Origin of the sequence: Streptomyces sp. NBC_00989, assembly GCF_045162655.1 — a bacterium.
GTDB lineage: Bacteria > Actinomycetota > Actinomycetes > Streptomycetales > Streptomycetaceae > Streptomyces.
Map to the genome: position 1 here is coordinate 8,850,152 of NZ_CP108728.1, position 20,585 is coordinate 8,870,736.

A 20,585-nucleotide genomic window follows, 5' to 3' on the forward strand; every position below is an offset into this window, starting at 1 on the left:
CCCCACACGTCGGGTGTCTGTCCATGCCGGCCAATGGCTTGCACTATGCCTTCTGACACCTGACCTGAAAACACCGGGCGAGCACGGCCCGGAACGACACCCGGCGGTGAGCCAGATGGTTCTCGGGAGCGACCTCAGGCGAACGAACACACGGCGGGGGCGGGGTACTTCGGCGGCAGCCGCCCTGGTCCTCGTGCTCGGCCCGGCCCTCGCGGCCTGTAGCGACGACAGCGGGGGCGGCAGCAGCGCACCACCGCCCACCCCGTCCGTCGAGCAGACGACCAGCGCACCGGCGACCGCGCCCGCGGACCCGGCCGCCGCGACGACACAGATCAAGGCCAACTGGAAGACGTTCTTCGACCCGGCCAGCTCCGGCGCGGACAAACAGGCCGTCCTGGAGAACGGCGACAAGATGGGCCCGGTCCTGAAGGCATTCAGCGGCGACAAGCGCGGCGGACAGGTTCAAGCGGACGTCCAGAAGGTCGAGTTCACCTCGGCGGCCAAGGCGACCGTGACGTACAGCCTGACCCTGAACGGCGCCACCGCCCTGCCGAACGCCTCCGGGACGGCCGTCGAGCAGGGCGGCACCTGGAAGGTGTCCGTCAACACCCTGTGCGCGCTGGTGGCGTTGAGCGGCGATGCCTCGCAGTCGCCCGGGGCGGGCTGCTGAGGCCGCTGTCGCGGTGCTGCTGCTCCTCGCGGGCACGGCCTGCGGCAGCCGCCTCCCGGAGAGCGACTTCGAGCACGGCAACTCCCGTACGCCCGCGCCCAGTAGCGGCACGCCGATCCGGGTCGGCATCATCACCAGCGCGACCAGCCCGGTCGGCGGCGACACCTTCACCGGCCCCCGCGACGGTGCCAAGGCGTACTTCGACCGTCTCAACGCGCGCGGGGGCATCGACGGGCACCCGGTCCAGGTGCGCCTGTGCGACGACGGCGGCAGCGGTGTCGGCAACAACGCGTGCGTGCACCAGCTGATCGACGGGGCCGACGGGGATGCCGTCGTCGCCCTCGTCGCCACCACCGCCCTCGACTACGCGGGCGCCTCCCGCGTCTCCCACGCGCGCGTGCCCGACATCGGCGGCCAGCCCATCGGCGCCGCCTACGACACCTGGCCGCACCTGTACGGCATCTACGGCAGCCTCGCGCCCCGCGCCGGGACACCGGGCTGGGGCGGGCAGCTGTACGGCGGCACGGAGGTCTACCGGTACTTCAAGCGCGAGCGGGGCGCCCGTACCGCCGCCGTCGTGTCGTACAACCAGGCCGCGTCCGCCGCCTACGCCCGGCTCGTCGAGCAGGGGCTCAAGGCCGAGGGATACAAGGTCGTCACCGAGCAGGTCGACTTCGCGCTGCCCAACTTCCGTGCCGCTGCGGCGGACCTGAAGCAGCAGGGCGCCGACCTCGTGTTCGACGCCATCGACACGCACGGGAACGCCCAGTTGTGCGCGGCGATGGACGAGGTCGGCGCGAAGGTCATCGCCAAGGTGACGAACGTACAGAACTGGACGTCCACCGTCCCCGAGGACTACAAGGACTCCCCGCGCTGCCGCAACGCGCTGTGGGCGACCGGGTCCAGCCGCGACTTCGACGACACGTCCCAGGCGGCCGTACGGGAGTTCCGGGACGCGACGAAGGGGCTGAAGACGCACTCCCAGTGGCAGTTGGAGGGGTGGGCGGCGGCGATGTGGTTCACGGACGCGGCGCGGGCGTGCACGAAAACGGGCGTCACGCGTGCGTGCATCGACGGCTTCATGAACCGGAGCGGGAACTACACCGCCGACGGGCTGCTGGTTCCCGTCCCCTTCGAGCGGCTCGCCGAACCGCCGAAGACGCGCAGGACATGCCTGTCCGTGGCCCGCTGGCAGGACGGCAAAGGATGGGTCCCGCAAGGCGACATGAACCGCACGTGTTTCGAGGTGCCGCAACTGCCGTACCGCCCTTGACGCGGGCCGCCGTCGACCCAGGGCCGCCGTCGACCCAGGGCCGCCCTCGATACAGGGCCGCCCTCGATACAGACCGTCCCTGATAGAGACTTCGACCATGTTGGAGACCTCGGCACGACTCCTGCGGCTGCTGTCGCTGCTCCAGGCCCACCGCGAGTGGTCCGGCGCCGACCTGGCCGACCGGCTCGGGGTCACCCCGCGCACCGTGCGCCGGGACGTGGACCGGTTGCGGGAGCTGGGATATCCCGTCAACGCCAGTCCCGGTACGGGTGGTGGCTACCAGCTGGGCGCGGGCGCCGAGTTGCCGCCGCTGCTGCTGGACGACGACGAGGCGGTCGCCGTGGCGGTCGGGCTGCGCACCGCCGCCGGGCAGGGCATCGAGGGCATCGGCGAGACCTCCGTACGCGCCCTCACCAAGCTCGAACAGGTGCTGCCGAGCCGGTTGCGCCGCCGGGTGGGCGCCCTGAACGCGTTCACCGTGCCGATGCTGCACAACACGCTGCCGTCCGCCGTCGACCCGGCCGTCCTGACCGAACTGGCCGCCCTGTGCCGGGACGCCGAGCGGCTGCGCTTCGACTACGAGAACCACGACGGCGTCCCGACCCGCCGCAGCGTCGAACCGCACCGCCTGGTGTGCACCGAGCGCCGCTGGTACCTGGTCGCCTGGGACCTGGACCGCGAGGACTGGCGCACCTTCCGCGTCGACCGCGTCACCCCCAGGCCGCCGCACGGGCCGCGCTTCACCCCGCGCCCGCCACCGGCCGAGGACCTCGCCGCGCACGTCTCGAAAGGGGTCTCCACGCGCGCGTACGCCTCGCACGCCGTCGTACGGCTGCTCGTGCCCCTCCAGGAGGCCGCCGAGCGGATCTCACCGTCCGCGGGGACGCTGGAGGCCGACGGAGCGACCACCTGCCTGCTGCGGACCGGGGCCCCGAACCTCGACCTGATGGTGGTCCACGTGATGATGACGGGCTTCGACTTCGAGGTCCTGGAGCCCGTCGAGCTGACCGAGACGATCAGGACGGCCCGGGACCGGCTGTCCCGCGCGCTGGACCGGCACGGCCCGGGAGCCCACGGCGATTCTGTGCCGGAACGGTGAAACTCTTATGCGGCGTCAGCTCCCGCCGTAGCGCACGGAATCGGAATGGAAAGGGGCGCCCGGCCGGTTCTCGCGGTGCTTTCCGCCGGGCTATTCGGAGAGCCGGACCGACATGCGGGAATTACGTTCGAATGCCTGCGGAAGGCGTACGGAACCGCTCATACGTGTGAGGGAGGCTGAACAAAACACACGTCCTGATCCTGTGACAGAAGTGTGACCGGAGAGGGACGGAGAGAGGGGAAGAGGGGCTAGCGTGGCGGGCATGGCATCCATTCCGACTCCACCGGCAGAGCCCCAGGACAGCCCGAACAGCTATGTGGGCCTCGACGCGACGGAGGCCGAGCGGCTCGCGCGGGAGCGCGGGTGGTCGAGCGTGCGGTCGCTGCCGCCGGGGGCCGTCATCACCATGGAGTTCCGGGTGGGGCGGCTCAACTTCGAGGTCAAGGACGGCACGGTGGCGCGCGCCTGGAAGGGCTGAGCACGCACATCGGGAACACACATCGAGAACACCACGTCGGGCGCGAACATCGGGCGCGGACGTGATGAAGGCCCCGGTTCCGCTGGAGGAACAGGGGCCTTCTTGATGCGCGGGGATGGTTGTGCGTACCGGCCCCGCGGTCTGGGTGGGTCGTCAGCCGCCCGGCAGCGGGCGGGCGGCGGCCGGGGTGGTGCCGCGTGCGACGCGGTCCGGGTGCGGCGGGCGGCGGCTGCCGATCGGGGTGACCGGGGTGCGCTCCGAGCGGGTCGTGTGCGGGCCCGGGGCGAGATGGACGGGCGGGCGCGCCGAACGGCTCGCGGTGACCGTCTCGCGGGCCGCCGGGACCTCGTCGCCCGACGAGGCGGAGGTACGTGGCTTGAGCAGCACCGGCGCGGTGACCGGCGAAGCGGGAGCGGGTGCGGGCGCCGTGCCGCGGCGGCGGGCGCGCCAGCGGTCGCGCAGGTCGAAGATCCGGGTCTCGGCCAGGGCGATCAGCGGCTCGCACCAGGGGAGGGCGAGCAGGACCAGCAGACCGGCGGCCCAGCCGAGCAGCACGTCGCTCAGCCAGTGCGTGCCGAGGTACACCGTGGCGAGGCCGACGCCGAGCGAGGTCACCGCGGACGCGGCGGACAACCAGCGGCGGGCGGCCGGCGTGGAGGCCAGATACGCCAGGATCCCCCAGGTCACGACCGCGTTGGCGGTGTGGCCGCTGGGAAATATATCGCCGCCGAGACCCATCTCGTTCGAGCCGATGACGGTGGCGTAGTGCGGGCCGAGGCGGCCCATGCCGAGCTTGGCCGCGCCGACCGTGATGTTCAGCAGCAGCAGCAAGGTGCCCAGGGTCAGCAGCGGGCGCAGCGTGTGCTGCCGCCAGGAGCGCCAGCCCAGCCAGGCCGCGACCATCACCGCGGTCGGGCCGCGCTGGCCCAGGACCACGTAGTAGTCGACGAACCAGTGGATGCCGGCCCACTGCTGGTACGGCCGGAAGAACATGACCTGCCAGTCGAACCGGACCAGCCAGGACGTGGTCACCACGAGCCACACGATCGCCAGATAGAAGGCCAGGGTCGCCGCGAAGAGCACGACCCTGTGCCGGCTCATCTTCGGCACGTCGATGTTGGCCGGCCGTTCGGGTTCACGGTCCAGCCTCGCGAACACCCGGTCCAGACGGGTGAGGTTTCGTTCGGTACGCACTCAATCGACGTTACAGCGAGTGAGTGTGGATCCCCGTCGAATCAGCGGCTTTGTGATGACGATGTGATGTGGGAAAGCTCTCAGGCGCTGGTTTATTTCCGAGGATTCCGCAATCCCGGACGGCTCCGTCCTTCAATTCCTTTGATCATGCCGGGTCGAGTTTTAAGGCCCTTATTAATGAGTTCACCAAATGCTGGGGTGGAATTGGCCAGGCGCTCATGGAGCGTGACGAGTGGATCATGGGGGACCGGAACCGTTCAGCCAGAACGCCCCGTACACGGCTGACGCCACCGCGACACCACCCACCACCCACGCTGACCTGGACGTACGCAGCCGGGCCAGGGCGAGCGCGAGGGGGAGCAGCAGGGGGAAGGCGGGCATCAGCAGCCGTGGTTTCGAGCCGAAGTAGCTCGACGCGCACAGCGCGAGCGCGGTGACGACCCCCGTGTACACCAGGAGGGGCAGCGGCTGGCCCTGCCGGACGCCGACGACGTACAGCCAGAGCACCAGCCCGACCCCGACGATCAGCCCCACCCCGGCCAGGGCCGACGGGAACGACGTGAACTTGTCGCCGACGAAACGGGCGAAGGCGGCACCCCCGTCGAAACCGTTGCGCCAGCCCGCCTGCACGTCGAGATAGCCCAGCGGGCCCTTGCCGGTGCGGTGGCCGACCCACAGGACGTACCCGGCGGCGCCCAGGGGCGCGAGCACCATCCCGAGGGCGCACCGCCAGGCCCGCGCGCCGGGCGCGGGCGCCGGGCTGCGGTCCCGCACGAACGAGGCCTCCGCGCGCGGGGCGAATCCGGTGAACCGCGAGGCGAGCCCGGTGAACGAGATGATGCCCGCGACCCACACCGCCGCGACCACCGCGAGCCCCACGGGCCGCGTCAGCCCGGCCAGCAGAGCGAGCGCGCCCGCCGTCACCCAGCGGCCGGTCAGGACGGCGTACAGCGACCAGGCGGCGAGCGCGGTGAAGAGCGACTCGCTGTAGGCCATCGACTGCACGATCCCCACCGGGAGCACGGCCCACAGCAGCACGGCACAAACGCCCACGCGGCGGCCGTAGACGCACTCCACGACCGCGAAGATCCCCCAGGCCGCCGCGAGCGAGGCGAGCAGGCTCACCACGAGGCCGCCGTCCGCGTACGACAGCGGGGACACCGCGTGCATGGCCCTTTCCAGCCAGGGCAGCAGCGGGAAGAAGGCGAGGTTCGAGTGGACGTCGCCGTTCGGGAGGCGGACCTCGTAGCCGTAACCGAGGTCGGCGACCCGCGTGTACCAGAGGGCGTCCCACCGGGCCGTCAGCAAGGTGTGGGCGCTCTTGCCGCGCGCCGCGCTCCACACCGCGAGCACCACCAGGCCCAGGGCGCGGACGGCGGCGTACCCGAGGAGGGCCGGGGCCGCCCGGCGCAGAGGTGCTGCAAGATCCGTCACGGACCTGATTATCGAGGGCGGGCGGAACCGGCAGGTCCGCCGGGGGCGTGGTCCAGCAAAGGGCGAGTGGTGTACGCCACACGTGTTCTCCGGAGAGTGTGAGAGGTCCGCCACGTGGCATTGGCGTGAACTCGCGTACGCTGACGGCTCACTCGCCTTCGTTGCGCGGGTCGGAGACACCGCTCCTCTCCGGCCGCAGTCACGGGGAGTCCCCACCCCGTGAGCCCCGCCGAACGCGAGGGAACATCTGGGAGGTAGTACATGTCCGGGACGACCATGGCTGCCGCAGCGCTGCGCCGTCGGTCGGCCGGGGCCGGTGCCAACCGCTGGGTCGTCCTCGTCGTCCTCTGCGTGAGCCTGCTCCTCGTCGCGCTCGACGCCACCGTGCTGCATGTCGCGGTGCCGGCCGTCACCGAGGACCTCAAACCCGGCGCGATAGAGCTGCTCTGGATCGTCGACGTCTATCCGCTGGTCTGCGCCTCGCTCCTCATCCTCTTCGGCACGCTCGGCGACCGCGTCGGCCGCAGGCGCATCCTGCTCCTCGGCTACGGCCTCTTCGGCATCGCCTCCGGGCTGGCCGCCCTCGCCCATGACGCCCAGGTCCTGATCCTCGCGCGGGCGCTGCTCGGCGTCGGCGGCGCGATGATCATGCCGGCCACGCTCTCGATCCTCCGCCAGGTCTTCCCCGACCGGCGCGAGCGGGCGGTGGCGATCGGCGTGTGGAGCGCGGTGGCGGCGGTCGGCGCGGCGGTGGGCCCGCTGCTCGGCGGTTTCCTGCTCGAACACTTCTGGTGGGGCTCGGTCTTCCTCGTCAACATCCCCCTGATGCTGATCAGCCTGCCGATCGGCCGGCTCCTCCTCCCCGAGTCCCGCGGCGATCGCAACGGCCCGTGGGACGTCGTCGGCGCGCTCATGGCCGCGGGCGGTCTCTTCGGCGCCGTCTTCGGCGTGAAGCGGCTCGGTGGCGGGGAGCCCGTCGAGAGCGGGTGGACCGTGGCCCCGCTGCTCGCGGGCGCGGTGCTGCTGGTTCTCTTCGTACGACGGCAACGGCGCCGTACGCATCCGCTGGTGGACCTGAAGATGTTCCGCAGGCCGGCGTTCAGCACGTCCGTCGGCTGCATCGTGCTGGCGATGCTGGCACTGGTCGGCCTGGAGCTGATCGCGGCGCAGTACCTGCAACTGGTGTTGGGGCTGTCGCCCCTCCAGACGGGTCTACGGCTGCTGCCGCTGACGTTCGCGGCGATGGCGGCGGGGTTGTTCGGGGCGCGGATGCTCCGGCGTTTCGGGCCGCGCCGGATGGTGTGCTTCGGCTTCTGCCTGACCGCATTCTCGGTGCTGACGCTGACCGCGATGGGCGAGCGGGACAACACCGGACTGCTGCTCTTCGGGTTCCTGCTGCTGGGGTTCGGTCTTGAGATGACGCTCTTCGGGGCGTACGAGTCGATGCTGAGCGAGGCGCCGCCGGCCCAGGCGGGAGGTGCGGCGGCGATAGGCGAGACCTCGTACCAACTCGGCGCGGGTATCGGCATCGCGCTCCTCGGCAGCGTGATGAACGCGGCGTACGCGCCCGGGCTGTCGTCCGTTCCCGGTGTACCGGCGTCCGCGTCGGCCTCGGCGGGGCATTCGCTGGGCGAGGCGTACGACGTCGCCGGGCGTCTCGGCGGGGAACGTGGAGCGGCCCTGCGCGACGCGGCTCGGCACGCTTTCGTGCACGGGCTGCACGTCACCTTGCTCGTCAGCGCGGGGTTGTTGTTGCTGGGCGCGGTGATGGCGTTGAGGTTGCCCCGGATCATGCAGTGCGAGGTGCCTGCGGCTGCGGTGGGGGTGCCTGCCCCCAGGGAAGTGGCAGAGTCCCGCATCTCAGCCTGACCAACGCTCTCCCACCCGCCCACCCGTTTACGGGCAATCGAGGGGTGGACGTGTCCTGTGGGGGTGCCTCGCCGTTGGCGGCTGCGGGATGCGCTGGACGTGTGACACCGCTCGTCGTAACGTCGAGCCCGTTGTCGTAACTAGCGGTGATAGTTTTAGTGCCGGAGGCTGTGTCATGGCTGCGTCCCCGAAGTTGCCCCCCTTCGACCCCGCCGACCCCCTCGGCATCGACGACCTGCTCGACCCCGAGGACCTCGCGATCCGGGACACCGTCCGGGCGTGGGCCGCGGACCGGGTGCTGCCGTACGTCGCCGAGTGGTACGAGAAGGGGGAGTTGCCCGGGATCCGGGAACTCGCCCGCGAACTCGGTGGCATCGGGGCGCTCGGGATGTCGCTCGACGGGTACGGGTGTGCCGGGGCCTCCGCCGTCCAATACGGGCTCGCCTGCCTGGAGTTGGAGGCGGCCGACTCCGGGATCCGGTCGCTCGTGTCCGTGCAGGGGTCCCTCGCGATGTACGCCATTCACCGCTTCGGGAGCGAGGAGCAGAAGCAGGCCTGGCTGCCGCGCATGGCCTCCGGTGACGTCATCGGCTGCTTCGGGCTCACCGAGCCCGACCACGGTTCCGACCCCGGCGCCATGCGCACCTACGCCAAGCGCGACGGCGGCGACTGGGTCCTCAACGGGCGGAAGATGTGGATCACGAACGGGTCCGTGGCCGGCGTCGCCGTCGTATGGGCGCAGACCGACGACGGGATCCGCGGGTTCGTCGTGCCGACCGACGCGGCCGGCTTCTCCGCGCCCGAGATCAAGCACAAATGGTCACTCCGCGCATCCGTCACCAGCGAACTCGTCCTGGACGACGTGCGGTTGCCCGCCGATGCCGTGCTGCCGGAGGTCGTAGGGCTGAAGGGGCCGCTGAGCTGTCTGTCGCACGCCCGTTACGGAATTGTGTGGGGTGCGATGGGCGCGGCGCGCGCTTCGTTCGAGTCCGCGGTCGCGTACGCGAAGACCCGGGAGCAGTTCGGGCGGCCCATCGGCGGCTTCCAGCTCACCCAGGCCAAGCTCGCCGACATGGCGGTCGAACTGCACAAGGGGATTCTGCTCGCCCATCACCTGGGGCGGCGCATGGACGCCGGGCGCCTGCGTCCCGAGCAGGTCAGCTTCGGCAAGCTGAACAACGTACGAGAGGCCATCGAGATCTGTCGTACGGCACGGACGATCCTCGGTGCCAACGGGATCTCACTGGAGTACCCCGTGATGCGGCACGCGACGAACCTGGAGTCGGTGCTCACGTACGAGGGCACCGTCGAGATGCACCAGCTCGTGCTGGGCAAGGCGCTCACCGGACTCGACGCCTTCCGCTAGGAAGACCCGAAGCCCTGTTCAACCCTGCGGGAGGCAGGGCCGGTAAGCGGCCCTGCCTCAGCTCTGGTTGAAGAAGCCGTCCTCACGGCGCACGGCGGGGTCGCCGCTGACGATCTCCGTGTTGGCGGGGGTCAGCAGGAAGACACGGTTCGCGACCCGCTCGATCGTGCCGCGCAGGCCGAAGGTGAGGCCCGCCGCGAAGTCGACCACGCGCTTGGCGTCGGTCGCCTCCATCGCCGTGAGGTTCACGATCACCGGGACGCCTTCCCGGAACAGCTCGCCGATGGCGCGGGCGTCGCGGAAGCTGTCCGGGGTGACCGTGCCGATCCGCCGGCCCTTCACCTCGGCGACGTCCTCGGCCACCTTCACCCGCGGATCCGTGACCCAGGCATCCCCGGGCTGCTCGGTCCCTTCGGAGTAGTCGTCGTCGTAGTAGCGCTCGTCATCGTTGTCGTCAACGAGTCCAAGCCAAGCACTCGCCTTGCGTACCGATCCCATGGACGCCTCCTCTCACAGCGGTCTTACTTGCTTTCCGCATCCCTATGGTCATCCATGATGCGGATCGCGCGCCAAGTGGATAGACGCCGCGCGGGGGGTTTGTGACGCTACTGGTGCACAGCCAATACGTCGAGGGCCCCCGTGTATCAAGGGTGTTGCTGGACAGGGCTGCTGACTGAGAGTGAAATATGATTCTTCTCGGCGTCCGGGTGACGGCTGGTGCGTACGGGTGAACGGGGTGGTCGTTGCGATGCGGTTGCTCAACGCCCGGTCAGATGCCATATCGATCTTCAGATGCCCAGTCAGATGTCGTTCACGCCACGGGGGGTTGTCGTGTTCGGAATGGTCCGGCCTTGCAGTCACAGACTCGGTGAAAGCCTCAAGACCCAATGGATGGCGCATTTGTGCGGGCTGTGTCTCGCGCTGCGCGGGGATCACGGGCAGTTCGCGCGGGTTGTCACGAACTACGACGGTTTGCTCCTCTCGGTCCTGACGGAGGCTCAGGTCGAGCGGGCGGGCGGCGGATGGCGTCGTACGGCCGGGCCCTGCCCGTTGCGCGGGATGCGGACCGCGTCCGTCGCGCAGGGCGAGGGGGCGCGGCTCGCGGCGGCCGTCTCGCTGGTGCTCGCCTCCGCCAAGGTGCGTGACCATGTCGCCGACGGGGACGGGCTGCTGGCCCGCAGGCCGGTGGCGCTGGCCGCGCGGCGGGTCGCCGGGAGCTGGGGGCGGGCCGGGGCGCGCTCCGGTTCCGCGGTCGGGTTCGACGCCGCCGTGCTCGTCGACGCGGTGGACCGGCAGGTGGGCATCGAGTCCCTGGCCGGGCCCGGGACGCCGATCCTGACCGTCACGGAACCGACCGAGACCGCCACCGCGGCCGCCTTCGCGCACACCGCGATCCTGGCCGGACGGCCCGGCAACGCCGTACCGCTGGCCGAGGCCGGACGCCTCTTCGGGCGGCTCGCGCATCTCCTGGACGCCGTGGAGGACCAGGGGACCGACGCCGCGGCGGGTGCCTGGAACCCGCTCACCGCGACCGGCACGCCGCTCGCCGAGGCCCGCCGGCTCGCCGACGACGCGCTGCACGGGATACGGCTCGCGCTGCGGGAGACGGAGTTCGTGGACGCCGAGCTGGCGCATCTGCTGCTCGCGCACGAACTGGGGCGCTCGGTGGACCGGGCCTTCGGCACCCAGTCGTGCGGGCACGGACCGGAAGGTGCTTTCGGGCCGCCGCAGGCTCCCTATCTGCCGGGCGATCCGCGGCACGACGGCAATCCCTACGGCGGTGAGCCCCCGCGGCCCGACAGACGCGGTTTCTGGGCCGGGTGTGCCGTCGCCCTCGGGCTGTGCTGCACCTGCAAGGTGTGCTGCGCCGACGAGTTCGAGGGGCCGTGGTCGGGGCGGCGGCGCGAAGGGTGCTGTTCGAGCTGCGACTGCTCGTGCTGTGACGCGTGCGAATGCTGCGAATGTTGTGAATGTCTGTCGTGCTGCGACTGCTGACCGCGTCGGGTGCCATTGCCTGCCGACCGTGACAGGCCGTCACCATCGTTGTATACGCGCGGCGCAGGGATCATGACCGACCTGCGCAGTCCGGCGGACGGTGTTTCGGAGCGGTAAAACAAAAACATGATCCGGTGACCGGTGTGCCATGAGTGTCGTTGGTCGGGGAGCAGAACCATTTCTGCCCAGGTTCGACTCCCGATCAACTCGCCACCCACTTAAGGCACTTCAGTGGACGTCACAACAAAAGCGACCACCAGCATCCGCACCAGGCTGCTGAGGATTCTGATCCTCGCCCTCGCGGTCCTGCTCGCACTGCTCGGTATCGCGGCCGCCGACCAGATCTCCGCCTATCGCAACGCCTCCGCGACCGCCGACAACGCCCGCCTGGAAATCACCCTCCAGGGACTCGTGCACGAGCTGCAGAAGGAGCGCGGACTCACCACCGGATACGTCGGCGGCGTCCAGCAGTTCAACGCCAAGCTGCCCGCGCAGCGCAAGGCGACCGACGCCGCGCGCGAGCAGTTGGACGTGGCCCTGAAGGGGCGTGAGGACTCCGCCGCCGGTTCCGTGCGCGAGTCCCTCGGCCGGCTCGACGGCCTCGTCGGCATCCGCAAGGACGCCGACGACGGCACCGGCGTGGTGAAGGACACCTTCGACTACTTCACCACCACGATCACCGTCCTCGACCGGCTCGACCTCGGCCTCGGGGACGTCCACGACGGCGATCTCCGCGACGCCTACCAGGCGCTCCAAGTTCTCGGCAACGCCAAGGAGTTCACCGGCGAGGAGCGGGCCATCGTGCTCGGCTCGGTACGCGCCGGAAAGTTCCGCGGCGACGACTACAGCCGGTTCATGGAGATCCGCGCCGGACGCCTCGCCGCCCTCGACGCCTTCCCCCGTTCGGCCACCGCCGTGCAGGAACGGCGGCTGAACACCGCCCTGACCACGCCCGACGCCGAGCGCGCGCTGGCCTACGAGAGCAAGGCGGTGCACGGCACCGGGAAGCTGAAGTCGAGCGCGATCCCGCCCATGGCCTGGTGGGACTCGATGACCTCCACCATCAACGGGATGCGGAGCGTGCAGATCGGCCTCGGCACCGATGTCGAGAACCGCGCCGCCCAGCTGGAGAGTTCGGCCCAGCGCGACCTGCTGCTGTTCCTGCTGCTCGCCCTCGCCACCGTGACCGCGCTCGCCGCGCTGGCCCTCGACTGCGTACGGTCCGTCTCCGCACCGCTCGTCGAACTCGCCCAGCAGGCACGGGAGGTGGCCGGCAGCCGGCTGCCGCAGGCCGTGGCCGCCGTACAGGACGGGTCGTCCGGGGAGGCTCCGCGGCCGCCCGCTCCGCTGTCCGTGGGTGACAGGGCCGGGGCCGAAGTGCGGGAGGTGGCCGACGCGTTCGACCGGGTGCAGCGGTCCGCCTTCGAACTCGCCACCGAGCAGGCCGTGTTGCGACGCAACGCCACCGACTCGCTGGTGAGCCTGGGGCGTCGCAACCAGAACCTGGTGCGCCGTCAGATCAGCTTCATCAACAAGCTGGAGCACGAGGACGCCGACCCCGCGACCCTCGCCAACCTCTTCGAACTCGACCACCTGGCCACCCGTATGCGCCGCAACGCCGAAAGCCTCCTCGTGCTCGCCGGGGAGTCCAGCCCCCGCCCCTGGTCCACCCCGCTGGCCGTCAACGACGTGCTGCGCGCCGCGCTGTCCGAGGTCGAGGAGTACCGGCGGGTCACCCTGCGCCGGATCGAGCCCGCGTTCGTCACCGGCTCCGTCGTGGTCGAGATCGCCCACCTGCTCGCCGAGTTGGTGGAGAACGCGCTGAGCTTCTCGCCGCCGGACTCCGACGTGGAGATCGAGGGGCGGCGCACCAGCGCCGGGTATCTGGTCGCGATCGTCGACCACGGCTTCGGCATGGACAACCAGGCCCTCGCCGAGGCCAACGTACGGCTGTCCGGCACCGCCAGCTTCATGGCCGAACCCACCCGGTTCCTGGGCCACTTCGTGGTCGGCGCCCTCGCCCGCAAGTGCGGCATCGAGGTACGGCTCGGCGAGGCACCGGCGGCCGGTGTGGTCGCCCGGGTGCTGATCCCCGCGGGGCTGTTGACGGAGGCCCCGCAAGGCAAGGCCGCGGACAAGCCGGTGCTGCCGGCGCCGCGCAACGAGGAGGACGCCGTGGAGCCGGTGACCGTCACGGCCGGGTCGAAGCCCGTCGAGAGCAAGGCCTCCGGCGCCAAGGGCGGCACCTCCGCCTCCCGTACCCGCAACGGACTCGTCAAGCGGCCCCAGCGCAGCGCGATCTCGGAGGCCGTCACCGAGACGGACCGGCCCAGCCGCCCGGCGCCCACCGGACCGACCACCGACCGCAGCCCCGAGGAGGTCTCCGGAATGCTCTCCACCCTGCGCAGCGCCCACATGCGCGGCGGCATCAGCGTGGAGAAGGAGAAGGAGCGGGCCAAGAAGTCCGCCGCACACAGCGAGGGTGACGCCAAGTGACCACTGTCGACACCCCGCACGACTCGCGGACCTTCAACTGGCTGCTCGCCAACTTCGTCAAGAGCACCGACGGCGTACGCGACGCGGTCGCCGTCTCCTCCGACGGGCTGCTGATCGCCGTCTCCGACGGGCTCGGGCGGACCGAGGCCGACCATCTCGCCGCGATCGTCTCGGGGTTGAGCAGCCTGGCCCGCAGCGCGTCCAAGCGGTACAGCTTCGACGGGGTCAAACTCATCATGATCGAGATGGGGCGCGGCTTCCTGCTCGTCTCGGCGATCCGGGACGGCAGCTGTCTCGGCGTCCTCGCCGACAGCAGCGGTGAACTGGGCCTGGTCGGCTACGAGATGGCGGTGCTCGCGGAGCGGGCGGGTGATCTGCTCACCCCGACGCTCATCGCCGATCTGCGGCAGGCGTTGCCACGGTGAACGGTGAACAGCCCAGGGACGTAGAACCTGACGAGGACGCGACGTTCGTCCGGCCGTTCATCATCACCGGCGGCCGGTCCGAGCCTCTCCAGGCCGATCTGCGGCTGGAGACGCTGGTCGTCGCCGTCGGCGTGCCGGATCCGTCGCTCGCCTTCGAGCGGCGCCACATCGTCGCGGTGTGCGAACAGCCGACGACCGTCGCCGAGGTGGCGCACCGCGTCGGCGTACCCCTCGGAGTGGCCAAGGTGCTCATCTCCGACCTCGTCGTCGCCGGGCAACTCGCCTGCCGGCAACCCGCGGAGCTGCCGCTCCCGATGCTCGAAAGGATCAGGGACCATGTCCGGGCGCTCTGACAAGATCGTGCCGCTGGCCGTGAAGATCGTGGTCAGCGGCGGCCTCGGGGTCGGCAAGACCACGTTCATCGGGGCCATTTCGGAGATCGAACCCCTCGACACGGAGGCGGCGATCACCCAAGTCTCCGTCGGCGTCGACTCGTTGGTGGGGGTCGAGGCGAAGACCACCACGACCGTCGCCCTCGACTTCGGGCGGATCACGCTCGACCCGACGATCGCGCTGTATCTGTTCGGCACGCCCGGGCAGGACCGGTTCTCCTTCCTCTGGGACGACCTGGTGGAGGGCGCGCTCGGCACGGTGGTCCTCGTGGACACCCGGCGGATCGAGGACTGCTTCCCGGCGGTCGACTACTTCGAGTCGCAGGGCGCGCCGTTCGTCCTCGCCGTGAACCGCTTCGACGGCGCGGACCGGTTCGACGTGGAGGAGGTCCGGGAGGCGCTCGGGCTCGGCGCCGACGTGCCCGTGCTGGAATGCGACGCACGGAACCGGGACTCCGTACGGGATGTGCTCGGAGCCCTGATGGACCGGGTGATCGGCGTGCGCGCGACACCACGACGGCGTACGACGGCGGCGCTGGCGCGGTAACGGAAACGCTGGACGACGGCGGGGGGCCGGTCCGGGAACCGGCCCCCACGGCCCTGGTGAACTGCGCGAGGGGAGGGGTGCGCGTGTGAAGGCGAGAACAGGGGGAGGCAGAACGCGAGAGGCGCCCGATCAGGCGGGAGATCCGGGGATCGGAGCGTGCAGTGGGTCAGCTCAACAGGAAGAGGACCACACGCGACCGAAGTCGATGTGGGAGCGCCTGACCAGCCACTGCTGTGGATGCATGGGGTAAGTGGAACAGGCATCCGGTTGGGCGTCAACCGACCTGAGACGTAGCGCCCACAGTATGGACAACCTTGACAGCAGGGGGAAACGGCGCCGTACCCTCGGTGGACGGCCCTGCTGAGGGGCTCGGCCGTAGCGCGCCGCGAGGCGCCCCGTGTGAAGGCACCACCCGCGTTCGACCTACGCGTCACGGAGCCTTGCATGCCTTCCGCCACCCTCGTCAGAATCCCCGCCGCACCGGGCCTCCCGGAGCGCACCCGATGAGCACCCCCAGGCGGACTCTTGTGATCGTCGGGGCCGGGCCGCGGGGGACCGGTCTCATCGAGCGCATCGCGGCCAACGCCGCTGAGCTGTACGACGGTTCGGGCCTCGACATCCACCTCGTCGACCCCCATGCGCCGGGCGCCGGACGCATCTGGCGGGCGGCCCAGTCCCCGCTGCTGTGGATGAACTCGCACGCCGAGGACGTCACCATGTTCACCGACGAGACGGTGGTCATGGAGGGTCCGATACGTCCCGGCCCCACCCTGCACGAATGGGCCGCCATCGAGGGCAGCACCTTTGCCGACCGCCAGCTCCAGGGCTCCTACCTGCGCTGGGTGCACGAGCGGTCCGTGGCCGCGCTGCCGCCGGGCGTCACCGTCCACCACCACCCGCGACGGGCTCTGAGGATCAGCGGCCCGCGCGACGGACACCAGCAGGTCTGGCTGGAGGGCCGCCCGCACCCACTCCTCGCCGACCTGGTCGTCCTCGCCCTCGGCCACCTCGACGCCGAACTCGACGAGGACCAGCGCCAGTTGGCCGCGTACGCTCGCGACCACGACCTCGTCCATCTGCCGCCGGACTTCACCGCCGACAGCGACCTGTCCTCCCTCGCCGCCGGCGAACCCGTCCTCGTCCGCGGCTTCGGCCTCGCCTTCGTCGACCTGATGGTGCTGCTCACGGAGGGGAGAGGCGGACGCTACGACGGCGACACCTACATCCCCTCGGGGCAGGAGCCGGTGCTGTACGTCGGGTCGCGGCGCGGAGTGCCGTACCACTCGAAGATCGGCTATGAGTGGAGTGGTGAACGGCCGCCGCTGCCACGGTTCTTCGGGCCCGCCGAGGTCGACGCGGTACTCGCGCGACCGAACGGGTTCGACTTCCGGCGGGACGTATGGCCGCTGATCGAGAAGGAGTTGGGGTTCGCGCACTACCACCGGCTGTTCGGTGTGCACCCCGAGCGGACGAGCATCGCCTGGACCGACTTCGAGGAGAAGTACGCGGCCGGGGAGGCGGCGGAGCGCGAGGCCCTCGTGGCGTCCGCGGTGCCCGACCCTGCCGACCGGCTCGACCTCGCGGCGCTCGACCATCCGCTGGACGGGGTGCGGTACGCGTCGCACGAGGAGTTCCAGGAAGGGCTACGGACGTATGTGGAAGGCGATCTGAGTCGCCGTCACGATCCCTCCAACAGCCCGGACTTGGCGGTCTTCCTCGGACTGCTCTCCGTCTACGTGCAGTTGATCCGGCTCGGTGACGTGGGGCCCTGGTGGCACGGCTTCTTCAGCTATCTCGCCTCCGGGCCGCCCGGACCCCGGCTGCGCCAACTGCTCGCGCTGTCCCGGGCCGGCGTCGTGCGGTTCGTCGGCGCGGACATGGCCGTAGCGGCCGAGGACGGGGTGTTCCGCGCGTCGAGCGCGACCGTGCCGGGTGTCACGATCGAGGCGCGGGCGCTGGTCGAGGCGCGGCTGCCGGAACCCACGGTCGGGCGGTCCGTGGACCCGCTGCTGCGTGACCTGCACGCCGACGGGGCCGTGGTGGAGAGCCCCGAAGGGCTGCTGCGGGTGGACCGCACCGACGGACGGATCCTCGGCCGGGACGGGCAGCCGCACCCCCGGCGGTTCGCGCTCGGGCCCTACACCGACGTACGGACGCCCGGCGCCTTCACCCGGCCGCGCACCGGCGGGCCCGCCTTCCGGCAGAACGACGCCACCGCGCGGGCCGCGCTGGCGTTCCTGCGGGACCTCGCGTGTCGGGCCTCCGTGTAGCTCCGAGCTGGTCGGTGAAGTCCCGGGCTTCGCCGAGGACTTGGCCCTCTCCGAGGCGCTCCCGAACGACAGGAAGGCTTCCCTCCCATGACCTCCTCGCACGGCCGGGGCCTGCATCTGGCCGCCGCCGTCGACCAGCGGTCGGCCTACGACGCCGACTCCTACGTCGCGTTGGCGCGGCTCGCCGAGAGCGGCGGCCTCGACTTCGTGACCCTCGACGACACCTTCGCGCGCCCAGGACCCGACGCCCTCGCCGTCCTGTCCCGCGTCGCCCCGGCCACCAACCGGATCGGCCTGGTGCCGACCGTGACCGTCACGCACACCGAGCCCTTCCAGGTGCAGGCCGCGGTCGCGACCCTCGACTGGGTCAGCCGGGGCCGGGCCGGCTGGCGGCTCGACGTGTCGACCACCGAGGGCGAGGCCCGCCTCTTCGGCCGCCGGCACGCCGCACCGGCCGACGCGCTGTGGGAGGAGGCGGGTGAAGTCGCCCAGGTGGCCGCCCAGTTGTGGGACAGCTGGGAGGACGACGCCGAGATACGGGACACCGCCACCGGCCGCTTCGTCGACCGCGACAAGCTGCACCACGTCGACTTCCAGGGCTCCGGGTTCTCCGTCAAGGGCCCCTCGATCGTGCCCAGACCACCGCAGGGCCACCCCGTCCGCGTGGTCGACGCCACCGAGGGCCAGGCCCGGCGGACGGCCGCCCGCTACGCCGACGTCGCGCTCGTCCGCGCGGCGAGTTCCGCGCAGGCCGGCGCCGTACGGGCCGAACTGCGGGCGTCCGCCGAGAAGTTCGGCCGCGACCCCGACACCCTGCGGGTCCTGGTGAGCCTCGTCGTCGACCTCGGCGACGGCGAGCACGCGGCCGAACCGGGTCACGGCGGGGGCGGGCCCCGGCAGACCGCGCACGGCCCGCTGTACCGGGGCGGCCCCGTCGACCTCGCGGAGCTGATCGCCGGCTGGCACGGCGACCGTACCGTCGACGGCTTCCACCTCACGCCCGTCGAACCCCGCCGCGACCTGGAACGGCTCGTCAACGGCACGGTCGCACTGCTCCAACACCGGGGCCTGTTCCGCACGTTCTACCCGGGCAGCACGCTCAGGGAGCACCTGGGCCTGGCCCGGCCCGCCAACCAGTACGCCGTGACCGGGGGAGCGTCATGACCGTACGGAGGCCTTCTCGCAAGCGGATCCATCTGGCGGCGCACTTCCCCGGCGTCAACAGCACCACCGTGTGGGCTGATCCGCGGTCGAAGTCCCAGATCGAGTTCTCCTCCTTCGAGCATCTCGCCCGCACCGCCGAGCGCGGTCTCTTCGACTTCTTCTTCCTCGCCGAGGGGCTGCGGCTGCGCGAACACAAGGGCCGTATCCACGACTTGGACGTCGTCGGACGCCCGGAGTCCCTCACGGTCCTCAACGCGCTCGCCGCCGTCACCGAGCGGATCGGGCTGGCCGCCACGGTCAGCGCGACCTTCAACGAGCCGTACGAACTCGCCCGCAGACTCGCCACGTTGGACCACCTCAGCGGCGGCCGGGCCGCCTGGAACGTGGTGACCTCCTCCGACGCCTTCACCGGTGAGAACTTCCGGCGCGGGGGATACCTCGACCGCGCGGACAGGTACACCCGGGCGGCCGAATTCGTGGACGTGGCACGGGAGTTGTGGGGCTCCTGGACCCCCGACGGAGTGTCCCGCCCCTTCGCCCACCGGGGCCGGCACTTCGACATCGCGGGCGAGTTCACCGTGCCGCGCTCACCCCAGGGACACCCGGTCGTCATCCAGGCCGGGGACTCGGGGGAGGGCCGGGAGTTCGCGGCGCAGACCGCCGACGTCATCTTCACCCGGCACGGCACGCTGGAGGACGGCCGCGCCTTCTACGCCGACGTGAAGGGACGCCTCGCGAAGTACGGCCGCAGCGCGGACGACCTCAAGATCATGCCCGGCGTCAGCGTCGTCCTCGGCGACACCGCGGCCGAGGCGCAGGAGAGGGCCGCCGAGATCCGGCGGCAGCAGGTCTCCCCGCAGAACGCGATCCTCGCCCTGGAACAGATCTGGGGCACGGACCTCTCCTCCTACGACCCCGACGGCCCGTTCCCCGACTCCGACCCGGTGCCGGAATCGTCGATCACCCAGGGGCGGACCCGGCGCGGCGACACCGTCGCGCTGGCCGAGAAGTGGCGGGCGCTGTCCCGCGAGAAGGGGCTGTCCATCCGGCAGACCGTGATCGAGACGAGCGGCCGGCAGTCCTTCATCGGCACCCCGGAGGCGGTCGCCGCCGAGCTGGAGACCTTCGTACGACAGGACGCCGCCGACGGCTTCATCCTCGTCCCGCATCTCACCCCCGGCGGCCTCGACGAGTTCGTCGACCGGGTGGTGCCGCTGCTCCAGGAACGTGGCGCGTTCCGCACGGAATACCGGGGCACGACCCTGCGCTCACATCTCGGGCTCCCCGACCCGGCCGGGAAGGGGTGACCGCACGACGACAGGACTGAGCGCACGGCGATGGAGGTGAGCGCGGCCCGGGTCGGTCTCGGCGAGCGCCGGCTGGTCGTTCTGGTCCGCGAGGGGATCCGGGGCGTGCGCGACTACGACCCCGACTCGGCGGCGCGGCGCGCGTTCCGGGGGGTCGAGACCACGCCGTACGACCCGCGCTGGTCGGTGCCGGGGCGCTTCACGCCGTACGACGCGCGGCGCACCGTGCGTGTCGACACGGCGGACGGTGTCGAACGCGGGCTCGGGCTCGCGGGTGAACTCGCCTTCCGGCTTGACGGGTTGGAGGTGACGTTGCAGGTGGCGGTGCAGGACGACGGGAAGTTGTGGGCGGTGTTCGCCGACTCCACGAGCGGGGACGGCAGTTACCGGTTCCGGTTCCTGTACCCGGCGGCGCCCGATGAAGAGGGGCACACGACGGTCGACTTCAACCGGGCGGCGCTCCCGCCGTGCGCGTTCGCCGACCATTTCATCTGCCCTTTCCCACCACCCGGGAATACGCTGGGCCTCGCGGTCGAGGCGGGGGAGCGCATCCTTCGGCAGGCAGGGCGTTGACCTGCGGCGGGCCGGGTTTCGGCCCACTGCGTT

17 protein-coding genes and 1 pseudogene are annotated in these 20,585 nt (G+C 71.0%); 15 read left to right on the forward strand and 3 right to left on the reverse strand.

All coding sequences use genetic code 11. The annotated features are described in order from the left end of the window. Positions 1–115: 115 nt before the first annotated feature. From OG714_RS39775 to OG714_RS39790, 4 genes are all read left to right on the forward strand, one after another. A complete protein-coding gene (locus OG714_RS39775) occupies positions 116–670 on the forward strand; it encodes a hypothetical protein (protein WP_406132113.1) in 555 nt (184 codons plus the stop codon). After that, the gene (locus tag OG714_RS39780; protein WP_406128402.1) at positions 639–1,943 is read left to right on the forward strand and encodes an ABC transporter substrate-binding protein; all 1,305 of its coding nucleotides are present in this window, start codon (positions 639–641) and stop codon (positions 1,941–1,943) included. Before OG714_RS39775 ends, OG714_RS39780 begins: the two co-directional genes overlap by 32 nt. Before the next feature lie 97 nt (positions 1,944–2,040). Then, positions 2,041–3,042, forward strand: coding sequence for a helix-turn-helix transcriptional regulator (locus OG714_RS39785; protein ID WP_406128404.1), 1,002 nt, complete (start codon positions 2,041–2,043; stop codon positions 3,040–3,042). A 262-nt stretch (positions 3,043–3,304) separates the two neighbouring features. Beyond that, the gene (locus tag OG714_RS39790) at positions 3,305–3,520 is read left to right on the forward strand and encodes an I78 family peptidase inhibitor (protein WP_406128406.1); all 216 of its coding nucleotides are present in this window, start codon (positions 3,305–3,307) and stop codon (positions 3,518–3,520) included. Between the two features lie 153 nt (positions 3,521–3,673). Here OG714_RS39790 and OG714_RS39795 read toward each other — a convergent pair whose 3' ends face one another. Next, on the reverse strand, positions 3,674–4,714 hold the full coding sequence (locus OG714_RS39795) for a phosphatase PAP2 family protein (protein WP_406128408.1): 1,041 nt from the start codon (positions 4,712–4,714) through the stop codon (positions 3,674–3,676). Positions 4,715–4,951: 237 nt separating this feature from the next. Continuing rightward, a complete protein-coding gene (locus OG714_RS39800; protein WP_406128410.1) occupies positions 4,952–6,148 on the reverse strand; it encodes a hypothetical protein in 1,197 nt (398 codons plus the stop codon). 261 nt (positions 6,149–6,409) lie between these two features. Between OG714_RS39800 and OG714_RS39805 the strand changes: the two genes are divergently transcribed. Both OG714_RS39805 and OG714_RS39810 read left to right on the forward strand, forming a co-directional pair. Beyond that, positions 6,410–8,017 carry an MFS transporter gene (locus tag OG714_RS39805; RefSeq protein WP_406128412.1) on the forward strand — a complete coding sequence of 536 codons (1,608 nt, stop codon included), beginning with the start codon at positions 6,410–6,412 and terminating at the stop codon, positions 8,015–8,017. A gap of 175 nt (positions 8,018–8,192) precedes the next feature. Continuing rightward, positions 8,193–9,383 carry an acyl-CoA dehydrogenase family protein gene (locus OG714_RS39810; protein ID WP_406128414.1) on the forward strand — a complete coding sequence of 397 codons (1,191 nt, stop codon included), beginning with the start codon at positions 8,193–8,195 and terminating at the stop codon, positions 9,381–9,383. A 57-nt stretch (positions 9,384–9,440) separates the two neighbouring features. Here the strand turns inward: OG714_RS39810 and OG714_RS39815 are convergent, their stop codons facing one another. Further along, positions 9,441–9,881 (reverse strand): cell division protein SepF, encoded by a 441-nt coding sequence (locus OG714_RS39815; protein WP_019059292.1) that lies wholly within the window; start codon positions 9,879–9,881, stop codon positions 9,441–9,443. Positions 9,882–10,214: 333 nt separating this feature from the next. Between OG714_RS39815 and OG714_RS39820 the strand changes: the two genes are divergently transcribed. The 9 genes and pseudogenes from OG714_RS39820 to OG714_RS39860 form a co-directional block, all read left to right on the forward strand. Then, a complete protein-coding gene (locus OG714_RS39820) occupies positions 10,215–11,378 on the forward strand; it encodes a DUF5685 family protein (protein WP_406128416.1) in 1,164 nt (387 codons plus the stop codon). 231 nt (positions 11,379–11,609) lie between these two features. Then, positions 11,610–13,874: a nitrate- and nitrite sensing domain-containing protein gene (locus tag OG714_RS39825; RefSeq protein ID WP_406128418.1), complete on the forward strand. Its 2,265-nt coding sequence runs from the start codon at positions 11,610–11,612 to the stop codon at positions 13,872–13,874. Next, positions 13,871–14,299: a roadblock/LC7 domain-containing protein gene (locus OG714_RS39830; RefSeq protein ID WP_019059290.1), complete on the forward strand. Its 429-nt coding sequence runs from the start codon at positions 13,871–13,873 to the stop codon at positions 14,297–14,299. Before OG714_RS39825 ends, OG714_RS39830 begins: the two co-directional genes overlap by 4 nt. Next, a complete protein-coding gene (locus OG714_RS39835; RefSeq protein ID WP_033286270.1) occupies positions 14,296–14,652 on the forward strand; it encodes a DUF742 domain-containing protein in 357 nt (118 codons plus the stop codon). The genes OG714_RS39830 and OG714_RS39835 overlap by 4 nt, the downstream gene beginning before the upstream one ends. Then, positions 14,636–15,238: a GTP-binding protein gene (locus tag OG714_RS39840; RefSeq protein WP_406128420.1), complete on the forward strand. Its 603-nt coding sequence runs from the start codon at positions 14,636–14,638 to the stop codon at positions 15,236–15,238. Before OG714_RS39835 ends, OG714_RS39840 begins: the two co-directional genes overlap by 17 nt. A gap of 503 nt (positions 15,239–15,741) precedes the next feature. Then, entirely contained in the window at positions 15,742–17,508 is a 1,767-nt protein-coding gene (locus OG714_RS39845; protein WP_406128422.1) for an FAD/NAD(P)-binding protein, read from the forward strand. Positions 17,509–17,595: 87 nt separating this feature from the next. Beyond that, a complete protein-coding gene (locus OG714_RS39850; RefSeq protein WP_406128424.1) occupies positions 17,596–18,672 on the forward strand; it encodes an LLM class flavin-dependent oxidoreductase in 1,077 nt (358 codons plus the stop codon). Continuing rightward, positions 18,669–19,979 (forward strand): NtaA/DmoA family FMN-dependent monooxygenase, encoded by a 1,311-nt coding sequence (locus OG714_RS39855; protein WP_406128426.1) that lies wholly within the window; start codon positions 18,669–18,671, stop codon positions 19,977–19,979. Before OG714_RS39850 ends, OG714_RS39855 begins: the two co-directional genes overlap by 4 nt. A gap of 36 nt (positions 19,980–20,015) precedes the next feature. Then, positions 20,016–20,552, forward strand: a pseudogene (locus tag OG714_RS39860) (DUF1684 domain-containing protein); the annotation flags it as partial. Between the last annotated feature and the right edge of the window lie 33 nt (positions 20,553–20,585).

Bases quoted from the DNA above. Each gene is read 5' to 3' on its own strand.
- OG714_RS39775 (WP_406132113.1), top strand. From the start codon at position 116: ATGGTTCTCGGGAGCGACCTCAGGCGAACGAACACACGGCGGGGGCGG.
- OG714_RS39780 (WP_406128402.1), top strand. From the start codon at position 639: ATGCCTCGCAGTCGCCCGGGGCGGGCTGCTGAGGCCGCTGTCGCGGTG.
- OG714_RS39785 (WP_406128404.1), top strand. From the start codon at position 2,041: ATGTTGGAGACCTCGGCACGACTCCTGCGGCTGCTGTCGCTGCTCCAG.
- OG714_RS39790 (WP_406128406.1), top strand. From the start codon at position 3,305: ATGGCATCCATTCCGACTCCACCGGCAGAGCCCCAGGACAGCCCGAAC.
- OG714_RS39805 (WP_406128412.1), top strand. From the start codon at position 6,410: ATGTCCGGGACGACCATGGCTGCCGCAGCGCTGCGCCGTCGGTCGGCC.
- OG714_RS39810 (WP_406128414.1), top strand. From the start codon at position 8,193: ATGGCTGCGTCCCCGAAGTTGCCCCCCTTCGACCCCGCCGACCCCCTC.
- OG714_RS39815 (WP_019059292.1), bottom strand. From the start codon at position 9,881: ATGGGATCGGTACGCAAGGCGAGTGCTTGGCTTGGACTCGTTGACGAC.
- OG714_RS39840 (WP_406128420.1), top strand. From the start codon at position 14,636: ATGTCCGGGCGCTCTGACAAGATCGTGCCGCTGGCCGTGAAGATCGTG.
- OG714_RS39845 (WP_406128422.1), top strand. From the start codon at position 15,742: ATGAGCACCCCCAGGCGGACTCTTGTGATCGTCGGGGCCGGGCCGCGG.
- OG714_RS39850 (WP_406128424.1), top strand. From the start codon at position 17,596: ATGACCTCCTCGCACGGCCGGGGCCTGCATCTGGCCGCCGCCGTCGAC.
- OG714_RS39855 (WP_406128426.1), top strand. From the start codon at position 18,669: ATGACCGTACGGAGGCCTTCTCGCAAGCGGATCCATCTGGCGGCGCAC.